The 22,748-nt window shown below is 48.1% G+C and carries 16 protein-coding genes; 4 read left to right on the forward strand and 12 right to left on the reverse strand.

Features of this window, described 5'->3' with window-relative positions:
• Nucleotides 1-62: 62 nt before the first annotated feature.
• The 4 genes from H6629_08565 to H6629_08580 form a co-directional block, all read right to left on the reverse strand.
• Complete coding sequence (locus H6629_08565; GenBank protein MCB9067844.1) at nucleotides 63-3,011, reverse strand: TonB-dependent receptor; 2,949 nt, start codon at nucleotides 3,009-3,011, stop codon at nucleotides 63-65.
• Nucleotides 3,012-3,059: 48 nt separating this feature from the next.
• Nucleotides 3,060-4,136, reverse strand: coding sequence for a FecR domain-containing protein (locus H6629_08570; GenBank protein MCB9067845.1), 1,077 nt, complete (start codon nucleotides 4,134-4,136; stop codon nucleotides 3,060-3,062).
• Between the two features lie 161 nt (nucleotides 4,137-4,297).
• Complete coding sequence (locus H6629_08575; GenBank protein MCB9067846.1) at nucleotides 4,298-4,882, reverse strand: sigma-70 family RNA polymerase sigma factor; 585 nt, start codon at nucleotides 4,880-4,882, stop codon at nucleotides 4,298-4,300.
• 243 nt (nucleotides 4,883-5,125) lie between these two features.
• The gene (locus tag H6629_08580) at nucleotides 5,126-6,631 is read right to left on the reverse strand and encodes an aldo/keto reductase (protein ID MCB9067847.1); all 1,506 of its coding nucleotides are present in this window, start codon (nucleotides 6,629-6,631) and stop codon (nucleotides 5,126-5,128) included.
• Between the two features lie 315 nt (nucleotides 6,632-6,946).
• On the opposite strand from H6629_08580, the gene H6629_08585 reads away from it, so the two are divergent.
• Together H6629_08585 and H6629_08590 are read left to right on the forward strand one after the other, a co-directional pair.
• Nucleotides 6,947-7,912 carry an HD domain-containing protein gene (locus H6629_08585; protein ID MCB9067848.1) on the forward strand — a complete coding sequence of 322 codons (966 nt, stop codon included), beginning with the start codon at nucleotides 6,947-6,949 and terminating at the stop codon, nucleotides 7,910-7,912.
• Between the two features lie 50 nt (nucleotides 7,913-7,962).
• Nucleotides 7,963-8,556 carry a DUF3365 domain-containing protein gene (locus H6629_08590; protein MCB9067849.1) on the forward strand — a complete coding sequence of 198 codons (594 nt, stop codon included), beginning with the start codon at nucleotides 7,963-7,965 and terminating at the stop codon, nucleotides 8,554-8,556.
• 160 nt (nucleotides 8,557-8,716) lie between these two features.
• Here the strand turns inward: H6629_08590 and H6629_08595 are convergent, their stop codons facing one another.
• Nucleotides 8,717-10,939 (reverse strand): M23 family metallopeptidase, encoded by a 2,223-nt coding sequence (locus tag H6629_08595; GenBank protein MCB9067850.1) that lies wholly within the window; start codon nucleotides 10,937-10,939, stop codon nucleotides 8,717-8,719.
• 359 nt (nucleotides 10,940-11,298) lie between these two features.
• On the opposite strand from H6629_08595, the gene H6629_08600 reads away from it, so the two are divergent.
• Entirely contained in the window at nucleotides 11,299-13,350 is a 2,052-nt protein-coding gene (locus H6629_08600; GenBank protein ID MCB9067851.1) for a PAS domain S-box protein, read from the forward strand.
• A gap of 84 nt (nucleotides 13,351-13,434) precedes the next feature.
• Here H6629_08600 and H6629_08605 read toward each other — a convergent pair whose 3' ends face one another.
• From H6629_08605 to H6629_08615, 3 genes are all read right to left on the reverse strand, one after another.
• Nucleotides 13,435-14,160, reverse strand: a complete 726-nt coding sequence (locus tag H6629_08605) for a response regulator (GenBank protein ID MCB9067852.1) — start codon at nucleotides 14,158-14,160, stop codon at nucleotides 13,435-13,437.
• Nucleotides 14,161-14,333: 173 nt separating this feature from the next.
• Nucleotides 14,334-16,403: an elongation factor G gene (gene fusA, locus H6629_08610; protein MCB9067853.1), complete on the reverse strand. Its 2,070-nt coding sequence runs from the start codon at nucleotides 16,401-16,403 to the stop codon at nucleotides 14,334-14,336.
• Nucleotides 16,404-16,739: 336 nt separating this feature from the next.
• Nucleotides 16,740-17,309, reverse strand: a complete 570-nt coding sequence (locus H6629_08615) for an adenylate kinase (GenBank protein ID MCB9067854.1) — start codon at nucleotides 17,307-17,309, stop codon at nucleotides 16,740-16,742.
• A 381-nt stretch (nucleotides 17,310-17,690) separates the two neighbouring features.
• Here H6629_08615 and H6629_08620 point away from each other — a divergent pair, with 381 nt between their 5' ends.
• The gene (locus tag H6629_08620) at nucleotides 17,691-18,113 is read left to right on the forward strand and encodes a BLUF domain-containing protein (protein ID MCB9067855.1); all 423 of its coding nucleotides are present in this window, start codon (nucleotides 17,691-17,693) and stop codon (nucleotides 18,111-18,113) included.
• Here the strand turns inward: H6629_08620 and H6629_08625 are convergent.
• The 4 genes from H6629_08625 to H6629_08640 all read right to left on the reverse strand — a co-directional run bounded on the left by H6629_08625 (nucleotide 18,110) and on the right by H6629_08640 (nucleotide 22,656).
• A complete protein-coding gene (locus H6629_08625; protein ID MCB9067856.1) occupies nucleotides 18,110-19,675 on the reverse strand; it encodes an AbgT family transporter in 1,566 nt (521 codons plus the stop codon). The two genes, H6629_08620 and H6629_08625, sit on opposite strands and share 4 nt — an antisense overlap.
• 178 nt (nucleotides 19,676-19,853) lie before the next feature.
• Nucleotides 19,854-21,134, reverse strand: a complete 1,281-nt coding sequence (serS, locus tag H6629_08630) for a serine--tRNA ligase (GenBank protein MCB9067857.1) — start codon at nucleotides 21,132-21,134, stop codon at nucleotides 19,854-19,856.
• A 150-nt stretch (nucleotides 21,135-21,284) separates the two neighbouring features.
• Nucleotides 21,285-22,424 (reverse strand): cyclic nucleotide-binding domain-containing protein, encoded by a 1,140-nt coding sequence (locus H6629_08635; GenBank protein ID MCB9067858.1) that lies wholly within the window; start codon nucleotides 22,422-22,424, stop codon nucleotides 21,285-21,287.
• Between the two features lie 16 nt (nucleotides 22,425-22,440).
• Entirely contained in the window at nucleotides 22,441-22,656 is a 216-nt protein-coding gene (locus tag H6629_08640) for a hypothetical protein (GenBank protein ID MCB9067859.1), read from the reverse strand.
• Nucleotides 22,657-22,748 lie beyond the last annotated feature (92 nt).

A 22,748-nucleotide genomic window follows, 5' to 3' on the forward strand; every position in this document is an offset into this window, starting at 1 on the left:
GCGCGCTGTAAACCTTGCCACGGGGACAGCGCGTTTACCTTTAATTGAAATATCCTCAATAACTAAAATTCATAAATTGCAGATAGAATAATTGACCGCCCCAAAATTGGGCGTGCCATGAAAACGCCATCTTTCCGATTAGCGAAAACTTGTTCCATTCTCGGGTTGCCTTCGGTTAAACCGATGGTGTTGGTTATGTTGGCAACGCTTCCGGAAATCGACATATTGGTGATTGGGAGCCGCACCTCAAATCCTGCATTTATCATCGAATACGCCGGTAAAACGGCTGTATTGGCGTCATCCGCAAAGCGTTTGCTGATGTATTGCCAATCTGCAAAAACTTTAATCGGTTTGAAAGACCATGCCGGTCGAATATTCAACAACACTCTTGGTATGCGCCGTACCTGTTTATTGCTTAAATCGATAACGGTATAAGCCGATGTGGTTTCATCGACAGATTGAATGCGCAAATCACGTAAAACCGGATTTTGCAGCGTTCCGTTGATGTGCAAATTTAACGTGCCCGAAACACGCCACACCGCTTCAATTTCTGCGCCCAGCGTTGTGCTGCTGGCAAATCTGCCGATTTTCAAAATGCGATTGTTCTGGAAAACTTCATCGATAAACGGAATATTATCCAACCGGCTAAAAAATGTTGAACCAAACAGCGAGAACTGCTCCGAAGCAATTTTAAGCCCGCCTTCAACTTGTTGAACATACTGCGAATTTCCCCGTTGATCAGAAATAATCCATTGCTCAAAATCGGGTGTGCGGAAACCGCGCCCCAAACGACCGTAAACCGCCAAGTTACTGTTTAGGCTGTAGTTTAAACCCAGCGAAACAGCCCATTCATTAAACGAGTGGTCAAAATGGCGAAATGTGCCATCGCCAAAAGTTACATTTTGTCCGGCAAGAGATGTGCTATTGGGAATGCTGGCATCGCTGCGGGTGTTTTCTACTTTGCCGTTAAAACGGGCGTGCTCCAGCCGGAAACCGCCATCGATACGCAGCTTTTCGCTGGTTTGCCATTCATCGACCACCGCAAGTGCCATGACTGCGGCTTTGCTGTTGGCATTTACATAATAGGTTCCAAATTGCTCAAAACCGTTTTCTGTAACACGGATTATTTCGTTGCCGTTTGCGTCAAACGCTGTTAAATCGAGCATCCGGGGTGTTTGGCTAACTTCTGTTAGTACGTTGTGCAAATACCAAAAATCCGCTGCGCTGTAAGTGCTGTAATAACCGGTTATATCCAAAATATGCGTGCGAAACGTTTTTTGAAACTGGAGCTGATTAATCATATTGTCCAGCGGCTTTTGAATGCTCCACCATCCGCTGTGGGCTATCAGCCCGTTATTGTTGATTGCCGAAATATTGTCGATGGGCTGGTCAGAATCTGAATAGCGATATTGCCAATAAGCAAAACCGGGTAATTGATACAAATGTTTAACCGAATCTGCAAATTCTGCGGCGGAAAAGGGGGTATCCAGCGAAAAAATAGCGTTGAATCCAATATCTGCTTTGGTCCAGCGCGATTTGTAATTTATCGATACGTTATTCCCCAAATCCCAAAATAGCTCACCGGTTATCGACCGGGTTTCGGGGTGGATGCCATCGCGGATATCGCGGTTGATGAATGTGCCATCCGGTTTTGGTAATGTAACGTTGCTCATAAAAACACTGGTTAATGTGCCGTAATTGGCGTTTACGCCGGGAATGGATTGGGGATTGTTCGGATTTTTTAGCGGAATTGGCAAATAAAATATGTTTCTGTCGTTCAGATATTTGCCGTAAATCCGGGCGTAGCCGTTGCCAAAAAAACGGGTGAGGTTCATTTTCACCTGACCGCCTTTGTTTGCGGCAAATCCGGGATCGCGGATGCCATCGCCCTGGCGCAAAAATCCGCCGATGTTGTACTGCCAATTATCGCCGAGCGGCCCGCCCATATTGTAATCGAGCCGGTAATGCCCGTAATCGCCGATGCTGAATTTTACAATACCGGCGTTATGCTCTCCGCCGGTTTTGTTCACAAAATTGATGATACCGCCGGGTGCGTTGCTGGCGTAAATAGAACCGGTGCCGCCGCGTACGCCTTCCATTTGGGCAATGTTTTCGTCCAGCCGCATCATGATATCGATGTTGGCAAATGCCAGCTCCGATGCCTCGAAAATGGGTAATCCGTCCTCAAACATCGAGATGTAGCGATAGCTGCCATCCTGCGGAATACCGCGCGGAAACAGGTTGTTGCCGGATTCGCCGCCGGAGCTTTCGACATAAAATCCGGGGATGTACATCAGCAAGTCGGCAGTGCTGCGCGGTTTGCGTTCGCGAATTTGCGCGCTGTTGGCGGTGGTAATCGCCACACTCGATTCTATTTTGGTCAACGGATTTCGCGATGCGGTAGTCACCACTTCGTCCATATTCAGCACGTCAATTGCCAGTTTGAAATCGATTTCCAGCGCTTCGGCTGTGCGGATTTCCACTTCCTGCCGTTCGGTGCGGAATCCCACACAGCGGGCGGTGAGGGTGTACTTGCCTTCCGGAACGGTATCGATAAAATAGCTGCCATCCCGCAACGTAACCGCGCCCCACGAAGTGCCTTTTATAAACACTTCCGCATCGGAAATGCCGTTGCCATCCTCATCGGTTACCACGCCGCGAATAATTCGCCGGGCTGTGCTTTCTTTTTCTTTGGCAATTAACACGATGGTTTTTTTTCCCGCTTTGATAAACTGGATCGGGTGATTGGCAAGTGTGTAAATGAGGTCGTCATAAAAATTACCACTGACATTTGCTAACACCGGGCTTTTTTTATTGATAACAAGTTCGTGTTCGTAGATAAAATTGACCTGGTATACATCGCTTAAAAATTTGACGGCGGTTTCCAATGGCACAACGGTTTTGCTGAAGTACTCGGTAAATTGGCTGCGCTGATAGCCGTTGACGACCGTTTGCGCGTTGGCAAACGTCGCAAGGCAAATGAACAGCGCTATGTGCAAAGCCTTCGGCATTCCCGTTCATCCCTATCGTTTACTAACATTAAAATAACAGAACCGGCATTAATTGAAATAGACCCGGTTATCTTGACGTTTTACCGAAATTTGGAGCACTTTGCCGAGCGCATCCATAACTGCGTCGATGCTGGTGTTTTCGATCGCGCCGGAAAGTTCGCGATCCAGCAATGTGCTGTCGTTTATCTCAACGCTAACGCCGTAAGTTTCCTCAATTCGTCGGATAACAACCGATAGCGGCGTTTGGTTCAGCGCGAAAGACGGTTCGTCGTTCCACCAGACAATCCGGGTTTTACTGTCGGTTGTGCTGGCGTGCAGTTGCCGGTCGTTGCGGTGAAAAAATGTGGATTGTCCCGGAATCAGCTCTGCTGTTGCCGCCGGATTGTTGTGATCATTTTGTGCAGCAACCTCAACCCGACCGTTTTCCAGCGAAACGGATGTGCCATCGCCGCGTTCGTACACCACAAAACGCGTCCCCAAAACGCGCACCTGACCGTCCGCAGTTTGCACGGTAAAACGGCGCGCAGTTCCGGCGGGATTTTTGCTGATATCAAAAAATGCTTCGCCTGTCAACACAACATTTACTGCGCTGCCGGTTGTCCATTCATCCGAAAAATGAAGCGCGGAATTGGCGTTCAGCAACACGGTAGATTGATCGGGCAGTTGAATGCGCACCTGCTCGCCATTGCCGGTTCGCACTTCCCGGTTCATCGGATTGGAACCATTTCCGCTGAAAAATCCTATCCAAACCAGTGCAACCAGACAAAATAGTGCAGCAACTGCGCTGCCTGCGCCCAGCCACCAACGGGTCGAATGGATTTCGCGGTTCATCCGTCGTTGAAGATAGGTTTCCGGCTGTTGCGGTGCCGGCGAAGCGCCGTTTCCGAGGTTCAAACGGTTGCTCAATTTTTGCCATTCGGCATCGGTTTCATCCGAAAAAATGGGCTTAAATGTTAAAACGGACCAGGTTTCCGAGATCTCGCGGAATGCTTCTTCATGCAAGGTGTTTTCAGAAATCCAGTTTTGCCAGAATTGGTTGTCTGTAGCGTTCCCTTTTCCGGAAAGCCATTTCAAAAATGACTCGTTTTCCAGCAGTTCGGCGATAATTTGCTCTTTCTGATTCATTATAAGTGCGATAGCCCTTTACCATTTTTTACATTCCGCAGACAAATTTTTGGAAAAAACCGATCTGCATTTTTTGCTGTTTAATAGTAAAGAGCAAAAGGGAACGCTTTTGTAATGGTCATTTAGAAAAAAAGTGAAATTTTTTTAAAGGAAGAAGAAAATCAGGCTTGAAAAGTGGTGTCCGGGTTTAATTGGCGGAGCCGTTGCAGCGCTTCGAAAACGTAATTACGCGCAACCTGGTATGAAACGCCCATAACTTCGGCGATTTGCGGATAGGTAAATTCTTTAAAAACTTTCAGATACAGCGCTTCGCGCATCCGTGGCGGTATGCTTCCCAAAATGGATTGAACCATTCGTTTGCGGGCGATATCCGTTTCGCGATGCAGGACAAATTCTTCCGGTGAAAACGCAAAATCATTGTTGGCATCGTGCAATTCTGCGTTGAACGATACCGTTTTGCGCTGCTGCGTCAGCCGTTTCAGCAATGTGCGCCGCAGCGACGCCAGCAAATACGGCAGCACAGATTGCACATCGCCCAAAAATGCCTTTCGCTCCCAAATGGTTGCAAATACATCCTGTGTGGCATCTTTAACGATATCATCCTGCGCGTAAAAGCGCATGCCGTAATCATACAAATGCTGATAATATTTGCGAAACAACTGTTCCAGCGCTGCCGGATTTCCCGCTTTCAGCATCAGCCATAACCGGTGTTCATCTGCCGCAGATGTCAGTGATATATCACTCATAAAATACCGAAAAGTCGATTAAAGCCGTTTATTTTAAAGGGTTTATCGGCAATACATTTTAATGCATTTCGGAGAATGCAACTGCCGGAAAATTTTGGGTTGGGAAAGGCAAACGGTTGGTTTGAAGACAGTTGCCGGCTCCCATAAAGATGATAACGATTTTTTTATCGATATGCAAATTTGATTTGGGCCGGCAATTTTTCGAAATTAACGCGGTGAAATAACAAAAGTTGTCACTGTAAATTAAAGCAGTTTAAGCACTTCCAGCGAATCCTTCACATATTCCGGTGAGCGCATGCCAACCAGCGAAACATGCACTTCGCCGCTGTGCAGCGTTTGCAGCAGCGCTTTTTGGGACAGCGATTGCTGTTGCCATTGCGGATGTGCGCTGTCGAACGCAGATACGGTTTCTTTCAGCGCGATGGAATTCCGGCGATCCAGTTCCATCAGCCAAACATCCGCAGCGGATTGCAGCGCCGCAAAATAGCGTTCGATGGTTTTGCCGATGCCCGATTCGGGATTGCTTTTTTCCAGCAGCACGCGTTTGCCGAATTCCGTGAGCGGGTTCAGCCGCTGCGCCAGCAACATCCGGAAGGTGGAAACATCCATATTTTGGCGGGTGAGCATGCGCAAATGCACGCTGCTTTGCAAAAATTCGCGGAATGCCTTGCCCTCGCTGCCGAGCTGCAAATTCTCGCTGGCGACAAAGCTGACCAGTTCATCTTCAATTTGCTGGGCTTTTTCCAATTCAATCTCAAATTTGGATGAATAATCGGTGTCCGGTTCGGCGCCGTAATTGGCCAATCGCAGCAGCCGGTTGCCGTCAATCGCGTTCAACGGACGGTTCGCCAAAACCCCGAGATTTAATTTTTCGGCGAGTTGTAAAACGGTCAGGTTCTCATTTTGAAAAGCATTGTTTTTTTCGGTTTCCGCGCCGTTTTCCAGCATATTGAACGGCAGTTGGATGACCGCAAAATGCCCGTCTTCCGGCGCAATGCCGAGCTGCAAACAGGCATCTCCATACGCCGTCCACACTTTCGCCAAACTGACGTGATGCGGATCGTCCGCCGGCAGCGGAAAGCTGTTGCTGGAAATGCCATACCAGCGAATCAGCCCGTCGTTTACCAGTTTTTCCATTTGCACAAACGCGCGGCGCAGGCGATTGTAAAATTGTTTTTCGGCGGCTGCCAAATCAAAATTTTGCTGTTCGGCGTGCATCAAAAAATATTCCGGGTTGTGCAGCAGATACACATCCAGCGTATCCAGGTGCATCCGCGCCAGCGAACGGGTGATCTGGTCTTCAATATAAGCCGGGTGAATGCAATGCCACATATCTGTGTGATATTTAACGACTTCCGGAAACGGATCGCTGTTGTTTTCGCGATCTTTTGCGATGTCCATATTGTCGCCCTGAATGTAGCCAACCTTGCTGACAACAACGTATGCCTCGCGCGGTTTGCCGTTCCAAACGATAAAATCGTTGAAGATATCGCCGATCATTACTTCCGCCATCCCGTCCGTATAATTTGCGGAAGTATCGATCAGGTTACAGCCATGTTCCAGCGTCATTTTCAGCGCGGTTTTGTGCAACTCAACCTCGGCGTGGCAGCGATAAGTGCCAAAGCCCAATCGCGATACGGTCAGCCCGGTTCGCCCCAATTGGCGATAGGCGTTTTTGGAATATTTTTTTTGATGTTGATCAGCAAATTGCCGGGTGGCATCCGGCGTGGCAAATTCGGGGATGGACATGCGCGGCTCCGTTTCAGCAGTTGTTCCCTCTCTAAAATATTGCTCCATGATAGTTTAATTACCCGCAGAACACAAGCTTTTTCACGCGAAATTCAGCCGCACTATTGCGAAATTCAACAAAACTGCTTATTCTTTGGCTCAGGGATGTTTTTCGTTTTTGCAAACCAATACATAAACACGACAATTTTTGAAATTTCCGGCTCATGGGTGAGTGGAAAATATTATTCAGACGGTTCGCAAATTTGCGTTCCGCAAAACTTGCGCATTTCAAACAGAATATCTAATGACATTTCTCAACAAAACCGGGGAAAAACGATGGGGAAGAAAATCGAATATTCGCAAATCAAAAAAGCGCCGATCGGTGAATCGTTCGTCACATTTTGCGTGGTACGCAGCAAAGAAGTAAAATACAAACAGAACGGCCAGCCCTATCTGGTGTTGGAATTGGGCGACCAAAGCGGGCGGCTGAAAACGCGGTTGTGGAACGATATCGACAGCAATTCTGCGGAAACGCCAGTTGGTGGGATCGTGAAAATTCAGGCTGTCGCGGAAGCCGTGAACGGACGCAAAGAGTTGAAAATTCAACGGTTACGCGCCGCATCGGCAGAAGATAAAATTTCCGCGGATGCGTTGCTCCCGCAAACCGCGCAGGATGTGGCGCAGCTTCGCCAAATGTTCGATGCGCACCGTCAATCGATTACCAATACCCATTTGCTCGATTTGCTCTCCGCTGTTTTTCGCGATGAGGTGTTTGCCAAAGCCTATTTCCGTTCGCCGGGCGGTAAGTTGTGGCATCACAATTATTTATCGGGAATGCTGGAGCATGTGGTAAAGCTGCTCAATTTTGCGGATCTGATGAATATCCACTATCCGGAAATCGATATCGATTTGTTGAAAACGGCCATTATTTGCCACGATTTGGGCAAGGTTCGCGAATATTCGCTGAACGGATACATCGATTTTTCGACGGAAGGGCGGCTGCTCGGCAACGGCGCGATCGGTTACGGGATTATCGATGGGCACATCCGCGATTTGCCGGAATTTCCTGCGGGGTTGCGCCAGCAATTGCTGCATCTGGTGCTCAGCCACAACGGCAAACAGCACGGCGCTCCGGTGGAGCCGATGACGCTGGAAGCGATGGTGCTGCAGCACCTCATTTTGCTGGATGCGCACACCAACGCCATTTTGCGTATCCGCGAAAACGATGTGCTGCCGGATCAGGATTGGAGCAAATATATTCCGCTGCTGGAGCGTTTCATTTATGCTGGAAAACAGGCGTAATTTGTTGTAAATTTTCACTTTCGAACAACAATTAACGACGAGGCAGTGAAATGAAGCTAAAACTTTTGTTTTTATTGATGTTGGGCGCGCTGATCGCCGGATGCGGCAAAACAGAAAACAGCAACGAACCTACCGCCGCCGAACTGAAAATGGCGCAGGAAACCGGCAGCAAATACGCCGCCGCGTTGATGTCCGGGCTGAAAGACACACTGCAAACCGCCATCCGCGAAAAAGGCGTTGCCGGCGCAGTGGATGTGTGCAACGTTCAGGCAATGCCGCTCACCCGCCAGGCGGAAGGTGAAGGTGTGAGCATCAAACGCACTACCAACAAATATCGCAATCCCGAAAATGCGCCGGATGAAACGGAGAAAGCTGCGCTGGCATATTTCGAAACGCAACTGAAGGAATCTGGTAGTTTGCCGGAAAATTACGTGCAAAAAGTGAGCGAAAACGGTGAGCAATTTTTGTATTTCTACAAACCGATGCAAATGGCTGCGGTTTGCCTCTCCTGTCACGGCGATCCCGCAACGATGGATGAAAACCTGCTGGCAACGCTGGATCAGCACTACCCGAACGACATGGCGCGCGGCTACAGCGAAGGCGATTTTCGCGGTGCTATTCGCGTAAAAATTCCATTGAAATAATTTTTTTGAAAGAATTGGCAGGTTGTTAAATATTGCGATTACGCAACAATAGCAACAATTTCGTGTGCACCGGGAAGATTCCTGCATTCGCAGGAATGACCGATGTATTTTATGTGAGCACCTTTTTTATTTCGGGGCGAACGATGTTCGCCCCAAATTTTTACCGCCGCATAACGGTAAATTCTTTAGTCACGCGGTTGCCCGCATTGTCCGATGTGGAAATTGCCACAGTGGATGTGCCCGCCGGCAAATGCTTCGTTTCCACCTCAATCCAGTCTTCCTCCGGATCAAAAATAAACATTGTCCATTTGCCGTTGACGGTCACGCGAATCTGGTTTTCATTGAACATGCCGGAAAAGCTGTCGCGAATGCCAAACCGTGCGTTGCGATTGGCAGATGCCGTCAACCGGACCGCAGAAATTTGCGGCGGGATGGAATCTTGCAGCACCGCAAAATGCTCCAGACTGGTGACGCGCGCGCTGAAGGTGTTGGTCTGCCGGTCGAAATCGGAGGGCAAAAATCCCCAACTGCCGCGCGAAGTGAGGTAATATAATCCCACGCCTTTCATTTTGGCGATGGAATCCGGCACGGTTAAGCTGACATACGCGCCGTAATTGAGCGGCTGGTCGAACGGTGCGGTGCGGTAAGTTTTTGATAATACACGATATGGTGCCGGTGGAAAAACAGTTGATTCCACTTCGCCGAGCTCCACAAAAAGGGTATCGTGCAGCGCATTGCTGGGAAAACGGAGCGAAAAATTGCCGTCTTCCGAACGCAGTGAACGGGTTTGTCCGGGCACAATCCGGTAGTCGGTTGCCAGCCATTTCGCCAGTTGTTCATCAAACGCATCGCCAAATGGCGTTTTGGGGTTTTCCCGTTCGGCAGAAATGCGGACGGAAAATTTGTTGTTGTCATACAATCGCGCTTTTCCGGTGCCGGTTTGCCAGTCGCCGGGCACCAGCGGAAAGCCTTTGCCTTTTATCAGCAATTCCTGCCCGAAAGGGACCACCGTTTCAATCGTCGATGCCACCGGCGGCAAAACGGATTTGCTTCCGGTCCAGACAAACAACGGTTGCAGCGGCAAATCGTCACCGTAGGTGGCGTCCACCCGAACCACCGCGCCGGGGACCAGGCTGTTCGGCGCAGTAATTTTGTAGCTGTGGTGTTTCATTTTCGGATCGAATCGTTGCACAAAAGAAACATTGGGGAGCGCAGTCGCCACGCTATTGCCGGGAATAAGTTGCCGGAAGGTAAGCGAGCCGAGCGAATCCGCGCTGAGCAGGGTGAATTTTAGCGAATCGGCGGTGGCTTGCACATCCTGAATCGCCACCGGACGATAGCGGTGATAAATGACGGGAATTTCCAGCTTCATTTCATTCCCGAAATAATCCTCCGCTTCGATGATCACTGTATTTTCGCCATCGCGAAGATTTTCGGTGGAAAGCATGCCGCCACCGCGCGGTGTGTTGCCGTAAAACGGCAAACTGTTCGCCGGATGGCGATAAAAATTATGATACGATTTCATCCCGCGACGTTGCAGCGAGAAGTTTTTATCCAACTCCACCAGATGATTTTCATCGTAACTGAAGCGGTCGTATTGCACGGAATACAGCAACGAATCGTTTACCAGCAAACGACCTTTGTAAAAATCGAACACGTTGCTGGCGCCGTCCGCCTGATCAAAAATGCGCAGCGCGATATACGCCCGTCCGGTGAGGTAAATGGGCTGGCGGAGCCGCATTTTGTTGTCCGCCGGCAGCGACTGGATGAGTGTGTCCGGCAATAAATTGATCAACGTGTGGGCGCTGGCAGGAATAATTGCCAGCGATCGCGGGCGCGGCGCGATGTTATCGACCATCTCTTTTTTGAAATATTGCAACGGGTTGATTGGGCGATTGTAACTGTCGCGCATTTCGAAATGCAAATGCGGCACGCCGATGCCGGTTTCGCCGGTGTAACCGATGTGCTGCCCTTTTTTCACGGGAAACAGCGCCGGCGAAAGCCCGCGTTTATCGATTGAATTGCGCTGGCTTTGCAGCCGCAGCGAATCCATATACGCTTCATATTCGGGAATAAAACCGTCCAAATGCCCGTACAGTGCGTAGTTACCGTCTTTCAACTTGAGATAAATCGCGTTGCCGTAACCCGTTGCGCCTTTTCGCAGCCGGTACACATAGCCATCGTCGATGGCAAAAATTTTGTATCCGGTGCGGTTCCACGTTTTGATATCAATCGCTGCGTGATAGCGTCGCGGACGCAATTCGCAAAAACTGCTGGTCATCAATTTGCTGGCATCGGTGGGCCATGCGTAGTCTTGTGCAAATAGTGAACATCCAACCAAATAAAAAATTTCTACAAAAATCCTAACCGCTTTTTTCATCATTGTTGTGTCAAAACCTGTTTCGTTTTCGATTCAACCTGTTGTTTTTTTATCATCTTCCAACCACTTGTGATGCGCGATAATATAGATAAACTGCGGCGTTGATACAATGGCTGTTCCAGATAATCCCAATCCAATTGTTGACAGATAAACAGAAAATATTAATATTAATGGGAATTATCGGATGTAAATTGTCGGGGATTTTGCGCTGCAAATTAGCCTGCTCAAGTTGATTCGGGCGCAACCGATAATGTAAGGTCAAAATTTTTTATGTTGTTCACTGTTTTACAATTCGCATTTTTATTGCGGTTTGTATAGATTATCCCGTTTTAGGGATATCAGAATTTTCCGGGAAAAATTTTATGAAGTCGAACGAAGATGCCTACGCATCATTATTAAATGAAAATGAACGGTTAAACGCGAAAATCCGGCAACTGGAATCACAGAACATTTTTTTCAAAACGATTTCAGATAACAGCCCGGATTTGGTGTATGTATTCAGTATCCCACAAAAATGCGTTATTTACTGCAGCGATCGCTTGTTGGAAATATTGGGCTACACATTTGCGGAAGTTCAGGAAATGGGCGAGCGATTTTTTTCGAATATCACCCACCCGGATGAATATCAGGAAATTAAACAACACCTCGAACGGCTGAATGCATCCCGTCCCGGTGAACACCATTCGATTGAGTTTCGTGCAAAACACAAAAACGGAACCTGGCGCTGGATGCGCAGCCGCGATGTTGTTCGAAAACGCGACGAAAATAACGCCACGCTTGAAACACTGGGCGTTGCCGAAGACATTACCGAATGGAAAAAATCCCAGAGCACGCTCGTCAGCAGCGAAGCGCATTTCCGGATGTTGGTTGAGGCATCGCCATACACAATTATTATTGTAGATGAACAAGGCATCATCCGGCAGGCCAACAAACGAACCAAAGTTGATTTTGGTTATTTGCCACCGGAACTGATTGGTCAAAGCGTTGAATCGCTGATACCGGATAATTTGCGCCATTCGCACGAGAAATATCGAAAAATTTACACCAAAAGCCCGTTTAGCCGCCCGATGGGCAGCGGGCTAGCGCTGGAAGCAGTGCGTAAAGATGGCAGCAAATTCCCGGTAGAAATTGCGCTAACGCCAATCCAGTTGGATCAGAAAACCATGGTGTTAACCACAATTGTTGATATTACCCAGCGCCGGAAAGCTGAAATTATGGTGAAACGCAGTGCCGAACGCATCCGATTGTTATACGATGTAACTGCCAAATCCAGCCACGATGAAGACCGGCGCATCACCAATGCGCTAAAACTGGTAACCCGGTTATTGGGAATGGAAATTGGTATTCAAAGCCGCATTTATCCGGATGAGGATCTGTATATTATCGAAAACTTGTATTCGCCGGAAACCCAATTGCGAACCAACCAGTCATTTTCTTTTAAGCATACCTGTTGCGAAATTACACTTGCAAATGAAGATGTAACAACGTTTGAAGATCTGAAGTTATCTCAATATTCGGAGCACCCCTGCTATAAATTGCTCCATCTGGAATCGTATATCGGCGTGCCCATCCGGGTGCAAAACAAGGTTTACGGCACCATCAGTTTTTCCAGTTACAAACCCAGACCTATTGCTTTCGATTATCTGGATGTCGATTTAATGCGATTGCTGGCCGAGTGCATTGGAGCTACTATCGATAGCAAAAAAGATAAACGTGCACTCCGGCATTACACGGTTGAACTGGAAAATAAAAATCGCGAATTGGAAGAATTCAGCTATATCGCCAGTCACGATTTGCGAGAACCGCTGCGAACCATCATCAGTTTTTGCAATATTTTGGAAAATGATATCGGTGAACGGATTGCCAAAGAAGCACAGGAGGACATTGCGTTTATCACCGATGCTGCCAAACGGATGATTAACCTGATCGAAAATTTGCTGGAATATTCCCGTGCCGGACGGGTGGAGCTGAAGCTTGAGCCGGTCGATTTGAATCGCTGTATCGAAGGGATTGTTGATAATTTAAAGGCACTGACCCAGGAAACCGGTGCGGTTATCAATTTTGAACAATTGCCGACAGTGCAAGGCGATAGCACGTTACTTGCCCAGGTTTTCCAAAATTTGATCAGCAATAGCCTGAAATTTCATGGCAGCGAGCCGCCGTACATCAATATTTCTGCGGAACCACTCGATAACAGTTGGGTTATTCAGATTTCAGATAACGGTATTGGCATTGCGGCGGAACACGCCGAACAAGTTTTTAAACCGTTCCGGCGATTACATTCGCAGGGTAAATACAAAGGAACCGGAATCGGGTTATCGATTTGTAAAAAAATAATCGAACGCCACGGCGGGTATATTACTATTCAATCTGAACCGGGAAAAGGCTCCACATTTTCGATTTTTTTTAAATAGTTGTTGATAATCCGGGTGTGGGTGGGTGTTCCAATTTGTTTCAGATGTGCTTTTTCGAGAGTCGGTTTTTTGATTACCGTGCTTTCATTTTTTGGTGCACGATTCCATAAAACAGCCATACAATTCTTCGAGATATTTAATGATAACATCCCAATTACAATCCTGATCGATCGTTAAAATAATTTTTAATGCCAGCCGCGATCCGTTTTCCAACTGTAACGCCTCGCATTTTTTTTCGAAAATAACCAGCATTTTTCGCAACTCATCTTGGTTTTGGGAAGAAACCAGATACACCATTTTCGGGAAGATTTTCTCGAAACCTTCCATAAATTCCTGCTGTTTATCCAGCAGCTCTTTTTGGTTGAGCTGTTTTGCTTTTTCTTCCTGCAGCATTAGCTGCAATTCTTCTTTTCTGCGTTCGGCATCTTGCAGCAAGTATTCCAGTTTTCGCCGCAAATTACCCTGATCAAAAGGTTTTGCAATAAAATCATCCGCCCCCATTTTGATCACCCGGGTAAATGTTTTCACATTTGCGTTTGCGGTTAAAATGATTACCGGAATCATTTTGGTGCGGTCCATTTGCCGGAGCATTTTGAGGGTTTCGTAGCCGTCCATTACCGGCATCATGATGTCCAGAATGATCAGGTCAATTTCATACACCACCAGATGGTTAAGCGCTTCTTTGCCATTATTAGCAGTAATAACGTTGTATCCGTGTTTGGTGAGCAGTTTGTGCATCATTTTTTGGATAATTCGCTCATCATCGACTGTCAAAATATTTTTCTGGCTTGGCTGATTGAATAATCCCATACATACAATCCGTTCTACTAATAAAGGTATTCGAAAATTATGTTAACCTGGATTAATATTAACGGCAGTGAAATTGCAATTTGGAGTTAAAAGTAAGATTCGTAAAAAAAAAAGCAAAAAAAAATCCCGGTAATGGAGATACCGGGATTTGTAAACCAGCAGGTGTTTTGGGATCAAGCTTCTTCTTTTTCCTTTTCTGCGGCATCGATAATTTTTTGAGCCACGTCGGAGGGCACTTCTTCGTAATGCGATAAATTCCGGTGGAAAAGCCCCTGTCCTTGCGTCATCGAACGCAATACGGTGGAATATTTGTGCAACTCAGCCAGCGGCACCAGCGCTTTGATAACCTGAAAACGGCCGTCTGCATCCATACCCTGAATTTTACCGCGGCGGCTGGAAATATCGCCCATTACATCGCCCATGTATGCTTCCGGCACCTTGATTTCGAGCTGGTAAATGGGTTCCAGCAGCACCGGTTTTGCATCCATAAATGCTTTTTTGAAGCCCATCGAAGCGGCTACTTTAAATGCCATTTCCGATGAATCGACGTTGTGGTAGGAGCCGTAAAATACGGTAACTTTGATATCGACAATCGGGTAACCGGCCAATACGCCGTTTTCGCAGGATTCGAAGGCGCCTTTTTCCACGGCGGGAATAAATTTTCCGGGAATTACACCACCGACGATGGCGTCCACAAATTCAAATCCTTCTCCGCGAGGCTTGGGTTCGAGGCGCAGGTGACAATCGCCATATTGACCGCGACCGCCGCTCTGCTTTTTAAATTTACCCTGTGCTTCGGCTTTGGTGCGAATGGTTTCGCGATACGGGATACGCGGTTCGCTCATTTCCACTTCCACGCCAAAGCGCTGCGACAATCGTTTTAAAATGATCATCAGGTGCAGTTCGCCCTGGGCGGATACGATGGTTTGGCGCAATTCGGGATCGTAATGCACCATAAATGTCGGATCTTCTTCGTGCAGCGTGTGCAAACCGGTAGAGAGTTTGTCTTCGTCGCCTTTGGTTTTCGGCTCCACAGCCATGTTAATTAATGGCTCCGGAAAATCGATTTTGGGAAGAATAAACGGGTCGTTTTTTACGCTGAGCGTATTACCGGTGTGGGTATATTTCATTTTTACCAGTGCGGCAATATCTCCGGCGTGCAATTGATCCACGTTTTTTTTCTGCTTGCCGTTGAGCAAATATATTTGTCCAATGCGTTCGGTTTTGTCGTTGGCGGTGTTCAGCACTTCATCGCCGGATTTCAGCACGCCGGAAATTACTTTAACCAGCGATAGTTCACCCATATGTGCTTCGGCAACGGTTTGGAACACAAAAGTAGAGAGGGAATTGTTATCCGAAATACTGCGGGATTTGCCGTTGACGTCACTTACTTCAATACGATCTGCGCTGGGCAAAAATTCAACAATAAAATCCATCACGTTGGCTACGCCAATGTTGGCTGTCGAAGATGCGCAAAGCATCGGAACGATGGTGCGGTTTTTTACCGCGTTAATAAAACCGGTCATTAATTGTTCTTCGGTTAATTCGCCGGCATCAAAATATTTTTCCAGCAGTTCGTCGTCGCTTTCGGCAACGGATTCAACCAGCTCCAGCCGCAGTTCTTCCACGCGGGGCATTACATTTGCGGGAATGTCACCAACGGTAAATTTGCCGCTGCCGTCCTGTTCGTAGGTGTAGGCTTTTTTCTTGAGAATATCTACCACAACATGAAATCCCGGTCCGGATTCCAGCGGTAGTTGCAAAATGGTCACTTGTTTGCCGAAGCGATCGCGCAGCTCTTCAGCAACTTTCATGAACTGAACGTTTTCGCGATCCAGTTTGTTGATCACATAAAAGCGAGGCATATCATACAATTCTGCCAGTTGGCGAACACGTTCGGTACCAACTTCTACCCCATTTGCTGCAGAAACAACAATCATCACCGAGTCTGCTGCGCGCATGCCGCTGACAACATCGCCGTAAAAATCGCTGAAACCTGGCGTATCGACCAGATTAACTTTGTTGTTGTTCCACTCGCCGTGCAACAGAGAGGAGTTAATGGAAATCTGCCTCTCAATTTCGTCTTCATTATAATCGGAAACCGTATTACCCTGCTCGATTGAGCCAATGCGATTTACTTCGCCCATATTAAACAGCATTGCCTCAACCAGGGATGTTTTTCCGGAGCCGCTGTGGCCACCGACGCCGACATTGCGAATATGTTCGCCAGTATAAACTTTCAAGGCGTGGCCCTCCTGCTAAGTTATAAGTGTTTTAGATTGATGTTTTTATGGTAAAAATTGTAAATACTCAACCTTAAAAAACATAATTCCAGAACGTTTTGCTCGATAGCGCGGTTATGGTTTCGCTGTTTGGTGCGGGTGGTTGCCATGCAACCCACGCCAAACAAAAGGATGAAGTTACATGAACACATGTCCCGGTATTTTGTGAATTTATACAGCACTTCGAGTGTTTAGAAACTTCATTTGTCGCCAGATTTGTTACAAAAAAATAATATATGATGTGTGCAGAACAGTGTCAAGCCTTTTGCAAGGCGGCTTTGGTATCGGCGATACGAATTATTCCGGATTCGCCGGAAGGGTATCGATGCCGAGCGCTTTGTGGATATCTACTGTTACGGAATCCATATCCTGATTACCGTCGATGCGCAGCAGCACACCTTTTTCGCGATAATAGTTGATCGCATCCCGCGTTTCGGCGTGATATTTATCGATACGGCTGCGAACGGTAGCAACGGAATCGTCCGCGCGGCCGCGCCCCATCAGCCGACGATACATTTCGTCGTCGCTGGTATCCAGAAAAACCACGATGATATCGGTATTTCCGCGATGTTCCAAAATCAACTCCAGCCCTTTTGCCTGGGCAATGGTTCGCGGAAAACCGTCCAGAATAAAGCCATTTTTGGTGTCCGGCTCTTTCAGCCGTTTATCGATGAGGGCTAATACAATGCTGTCGGCAACCAGTCCGCCGCTTTTCATAATGCCGGTAACCTGTTGCCCCAACTGCGTTCCTTTGGCTACTTCGCTTCGCAAAATTTCTCCGGTGGAAATATGCGGAATGTCCAGCTTCTGTTTCAACCGGCTAGCCTGGGTTCCTTTTCCCGCACCGGGTCCGCCAATCAATATCAGTTGGAAAACCATCGCGTGTGCAACTGCATCTGCCTGGGATTGCAGTTGAGGTGCCTCGCTGTCGCATGCGGCAAGCATCACCAAAACGAAACAGAATAGCCATGTCTTCATTATCAAATCCTGATGTTTACGTATGATTAACGGGCAGTAAACTAACATTTTTTCTGAATCCTGTTCAATTGAAGCACCCGGAATCCGGATATTTTCAATCGCTAATTACGGCTGTTCCAAACAACGAAAACGATCATGAAAAACTTCTTACATTATATTCATTTTTACATGAATTCAAAGCTTTTTTACACGAAATAGACGGGATTAATGTAATGTTTCACTTAAAGGATATCGAAAATATAGAAAGACATTAAAGCAGGAGAGTTGTAAATGGCACTTGTTCAACTATTGTATACCAGTAAATTTAGCGGAAAAATAGGCATGGGGGATTTAACCCAAATTAAAGATGCTGCTGCCAACCATAATCCGCCGTTGGGAATATCCGGAATGTTGTGTTTCGGCGAAGGATATTTTTTACAAGTGCTGGAGGGCGATGCGGTAATCGTGAATAAACATTACCAGCGCATAAGCGCGGATCCCCGGCATACAGACCTTGTTTTACTGGATTATTCGCACATCACCAAAAGAAATTTCCACAACTGGCACATGGGGCACTTCAACCTCAATCAATTGAAAGAGGGGCTGATTTTGAAATACGCCACGGTTGCCCATTTCCAGCCGGAAAAAATGCACCCGCAAAGTGCGCTTGAATTTTTGATTGAACTAAGCAAATATTTAGAAAACGAACATTAATTTACAAATTCCAGCGGGCTGCCGGGACCGATCGGTAGCCCGAGCATCAGCCACACCACCAGTAAAATAGCCCAGACAATCAGGAAAACGACGGAATACGGTAGCATATTGGCAATCACTGTACCGATGCCCGCTTTTTCGTCATATCGCTCGATGAACGCGACAATCAGTGCAAAGTAGGACATCATCGGAGAAATGATGTTGGTAACGCTATCGCCGATGCGGTAGCCGACCTGCGTCAGTTCCGGCGAAAAGCCCAGCAACATGAACATCGGGATAAATATCGGCGCCAAAATTGCCCATTTTGCCGATGCGCTTCCCATAAACATATTGGCACTGGCTGCCAGAAAGATAAACGCCATCATCAGCGGAATTTTACCGAGGTTCAGCGATTTCAGGAATTCTGCGCCTTCCACCGCAAAAATCAGCCCCAGATTTGTCCATTTAAAATATGCCACAAACTGCGCCGCGAAAAAGCAGAGCACCATGTAAATACCGAGGGTGGACATGGATTTTCCCATGCCTTTCATTACATCGCCATCGCTTTTGATGGTGCCGGCGCCGATGCCGTACGCGATGCCCCAAATGGCAGCCAAAATAAAAATAAACGCGACAATCCCTTTCAAAAATGGCGATTTGAGGAAGGCATCAAACCAGTCCGGCTGTTCGCCGAGCAGAAATCCGCTGAGCGGCACGGTGCTTTCCGGCAGCAGTCCCCACACAATCAGCGCAAATGAGATAAAAATTGTCCACAGCGCGAAACGCAGTCCGCGTTTTTCGTTAGCGTTCAATTCGCGGATTTCTTCCGGTTTTTCGGTGCCGGTGTATTCGCCGAGGCGGGGAATGACGAATTTTTCGGTAACCAGCGTTCCGGCTGCCGCAATAAAAAAGGTGGATACAAACATAAAATAGTAATTACAGGCGGGATTTACATGATAGGTTGGATCGATAATTCGTGCGGCTTCCTGCGATAATCCCGCCAACAGCGGATCGATGGTGCCGAGCAGCAAATTGGCGCTATATCCGCCGGAAACACCGGCAAATGCTGCCGCCAAACCGGCAATCGGGTGACGTCCGGCAGCCAGAAAAATAACAGCACCGAGCGGAACGAGCAGCACGTAACCCACTTCGCTTGCAGTGTTGGAGAGCACGCCCGCAAAAACGATCACAAATGTGAGCAACCGGCGCGGCGATTTGATAACCAGCAGCCGCAATCCGGTGCCGATCAATCCGCTGCTTTCGGCAATCCCGATGCCCAGCATGGCAACCAGCACCACGCCCAACGGCGCAAATCCGGTAAAATTGGTGACCATTTGAGTGAGCATCCGGTGCAATCCGTCCACGGATAGCAGGCTGACCGGGACGATGGTTTCGCCGGTGCCGGGGTGCACAACGGAAATATCCAGCGATGCAGCGATGCCGGAAATAACCACCACCATCAGCGCAAAAATACCGAACAGCGTTGCCGGATGTGGCAGCGCGTTGCCCACGCGTTCAACAATGCTCAAAAATCTGGCGATCGATTTGCTTTCGGAACCGTTTTTCGGTTTGGCGTTACTCATGGAATCCCCATTCTATTTGTCATACGCAAGTTCATATTTTTCAATCAGCGAAGATATGAATCTGCAGGCAATTTCGCAAGAGAATGAGCGAGAACATTTCGGGGGAAAGCTGATTCTGGCAAAAAAAAGGCGGATCTGTGATCCGCCCGGAGAATTGTAGAATCGGATTAAAAATGGGTTACGGTAAATCGCGTTTGATGACGCTGAAACCGGTGTAATCGCGCAGCGCTTCCGGCACGGTGATGGAGCCGTCCTCGTTTTGGTTGAGTTCCAGCAATGCCACAATCAGGCGGGAAGTTGCCACGCCGGAGCCGTTGAGTGTGTGCACAAATTCCGGTTTTGCGCCGCCGGCGGGACGATAGCGTGTGTTCATCCGCCGCGCCTGAAAATCTTCAAAATTACTGCAACTGGATGCTTCCAGCCAGCGATTCTCAGCCGGAGACCACACTTCGATGTCGTAACATTTTGCCGCGCCAAAGCTCAAATCGCCGGTACACAACTCAATTACGCGATACGGCACGTTCAATAATTCCAATACTTTAGTGGCGTTTCGGAGCAGCGCTTCCAGCTCAGCGTAGCTGTGTTCCGGCTCCACAATTTTCACCAGCTCCACTTTGTTGAATTGGTGCAGCCGCAAAAATCCGCGCGTATCTTTTCCCCACGAACCGGCTTCGCGACGGAAACAGGCGGTGTATGCGCAGTAGTGAACCGGCAATTCTTCGATGGTCAAAATTTCGTCGCGGTGCAAATTGGTGACCGGCACTTCGGCAGTGGGAATCAAAAAGAGGTCGTCTTTTTCCGCGTAATACATGTCTTCCGGAAATTTGGGGATTTGCCCGGTGCCGCGCATGCTCTCGCGGTTCACCACAAACGGCGGAAAAATTTCTTTGTAGCCGTGCTGGCTGCTGTGCAAATCCAGCATAAAATTGATGAGCGCGCGTTCCAGCCGTGCGCCTTTGCCTTTGTAAACGGGAAATCCGCGACCGGAAATTTTGCTGCCGCGCGGGAAATCGACGATGTCCAGTCGTTCGCAAATTTCCAGGTGATCGGAAATCTTGAAGCTGAATTCCGGTATCTCGCCCCATTTTTTGACTTCCACATTCTCGCTGGCGTCCTTTCCTTTTGGCACGCTGCTGTGCGGCAAGTTGGGGATGCGCAGCAGATGATCTTCCAGCGAGGTTTCGATGTCGCGCAGTTCATCATCAAATTGTTTGATTTCCTGCCCGATTTCCCGGGTGCGTTCGATGATCGCCGTGGCGTCTTTTTTCTCTTTTTTGAGCTGGCTGACCTGTTGGGAAAACTGGTTGCGATCCGCTTTCAGCTTTTCCACATTTTGCAGCAGTTCGCGGCGGCGCCCGTCGAGATTTAGAATTTCATCGATATTAATTGTGTCGCCTTTACTGCGGATGCCCGCGACGACTGCTTCTGCATTTTCGCGAATAAATTTGAGGTCTAACATTCGCTCCCTCTCGCCTGTTGCTGGTTTTTTGGCAAATTTGAAACGCGGGTGTTCGGACAAATTTATCCGTTATCCGTCACCCTTTTATTTGATTTGGTGGTGTGATTATAGCCAATCGCGGGGGGGAAATCAACGATTTTTCAACAGATATTATTGCCCGAACTGCTCGCGGATTTCCTGAACGGTGCGGAGAATGTCGGGAATCGCCTGCGAATCTGTGAAAAATACGTTGCCGTAATTTTTGACCTGGCTTTGGATCAGCGCTTTGTTGCGATCTTCCGTGAGAAAAAGGAACGGCGCGTTGCTGTGGCGACGCAATTCCTTGAGCAAATCCACGCCGGAGCCGTCCGGTAATTTGGTGCCGGAAATAATCAATCCGGGTTTGCGAAGCTGCGCCAGGTGATGCGCTTTTTCCGAAGTGTTAACGATGTGCACGTCCCACCGGTTTTGGGTGAGCGCCCGTTCCAGCATTTTTTGGACAACCACACTGTTGTTCACAACTAAAATATTATCCAGATCCGGTGTTTCCGCCGGTGCATCGGGTTGCGGTTCCGGCGCTGTTTCGGTTTCAACTTCAAACGTGGGAACCGAGCCGTTCAATCCGTCCATTTCCAGCGCATACGGTTCGATGGAAAACATGCCGTTTTGCCAGCCGAGCATTTCGTCCAGCGCCTGATCTTCCGGCAATTCGCCAAGCTGAACCTGCCGCAGTTCGCCGCGTTCGTATTCAAAAATGCCCGTGCTGCCGTTCTGCGATAATTTTAGTGTGCCATTTAAATAATTGATTTCACAGAATTTAAGAATGTCTGCCAGCGATCGGTCTGTCAGCGATCCGGTGACGGCGGTTACCCGCGCTTTGGTGCCGGAGGTTTTCTGCAAAATTCTGCGGAGTCGCCGGCTCATCACTTTTCCCATACTCAACGTGATGGACGGATAGCGATCGATCACTTCATCAAAATTGGTTTTATCGAGGATAAACATTTCCGCAGCTTGTGTGGTGATGACCGAGGCTGAACGCGGTTCGCCGGTGAGCAGCGCCATTTCGCCAAAATGATCGCCGCTGCCGAGATGCGCGATCACATTTTCTTCGTTATCCGGAGAATACACCGCAACTTTCACCTGCCCGTTGATGATGATAAACATTTTGTCGCCCGGATCACCGGCGTGGCAAATCACTTCTTCTTTTTGGTATGCTTTGTATTTCAGCTTGTCCACCACATAATGAATGGCTTCCTGATCCAACGCCTGGAAAAACGGCACTTTTTTTAACACTTCGGTAATCTGGAACATTCGCGTCTCCGGGAGCTTATTGACCAAGTTGCGATAACAGGTGCAAAAGATACAGAATTATGCCAAACAAAAGGACAACCCTGATGATTGAGCGTCCGGTTTTGGAGCCGCCGGAACTGTGCCCGCGCCGGAAACGAATGGGGCGGCGACCGGTTTCCTCGGTTTCCTTTTCCGGATTGTAAAACTGCGGCGTGTACGAATACTGTCGATTTTTTCTGGGTTTGATAAACATCGTTCTACTCCAGATATACGGAAAAATAAAAATTTATGCACCGCCTCAGTTTATCGCAAATCCGCGAAATGCAACGTTAGCTGTGCCACAAC

Source organism: Calditrichia bacterium (assembly GCA_020634975.1).
In the GTDB taxonomy this organism is placed as follows: Bacteria; Calditrichota; Calditrichia; order RBG-13-44-9; family J075; genus JACKAQ01.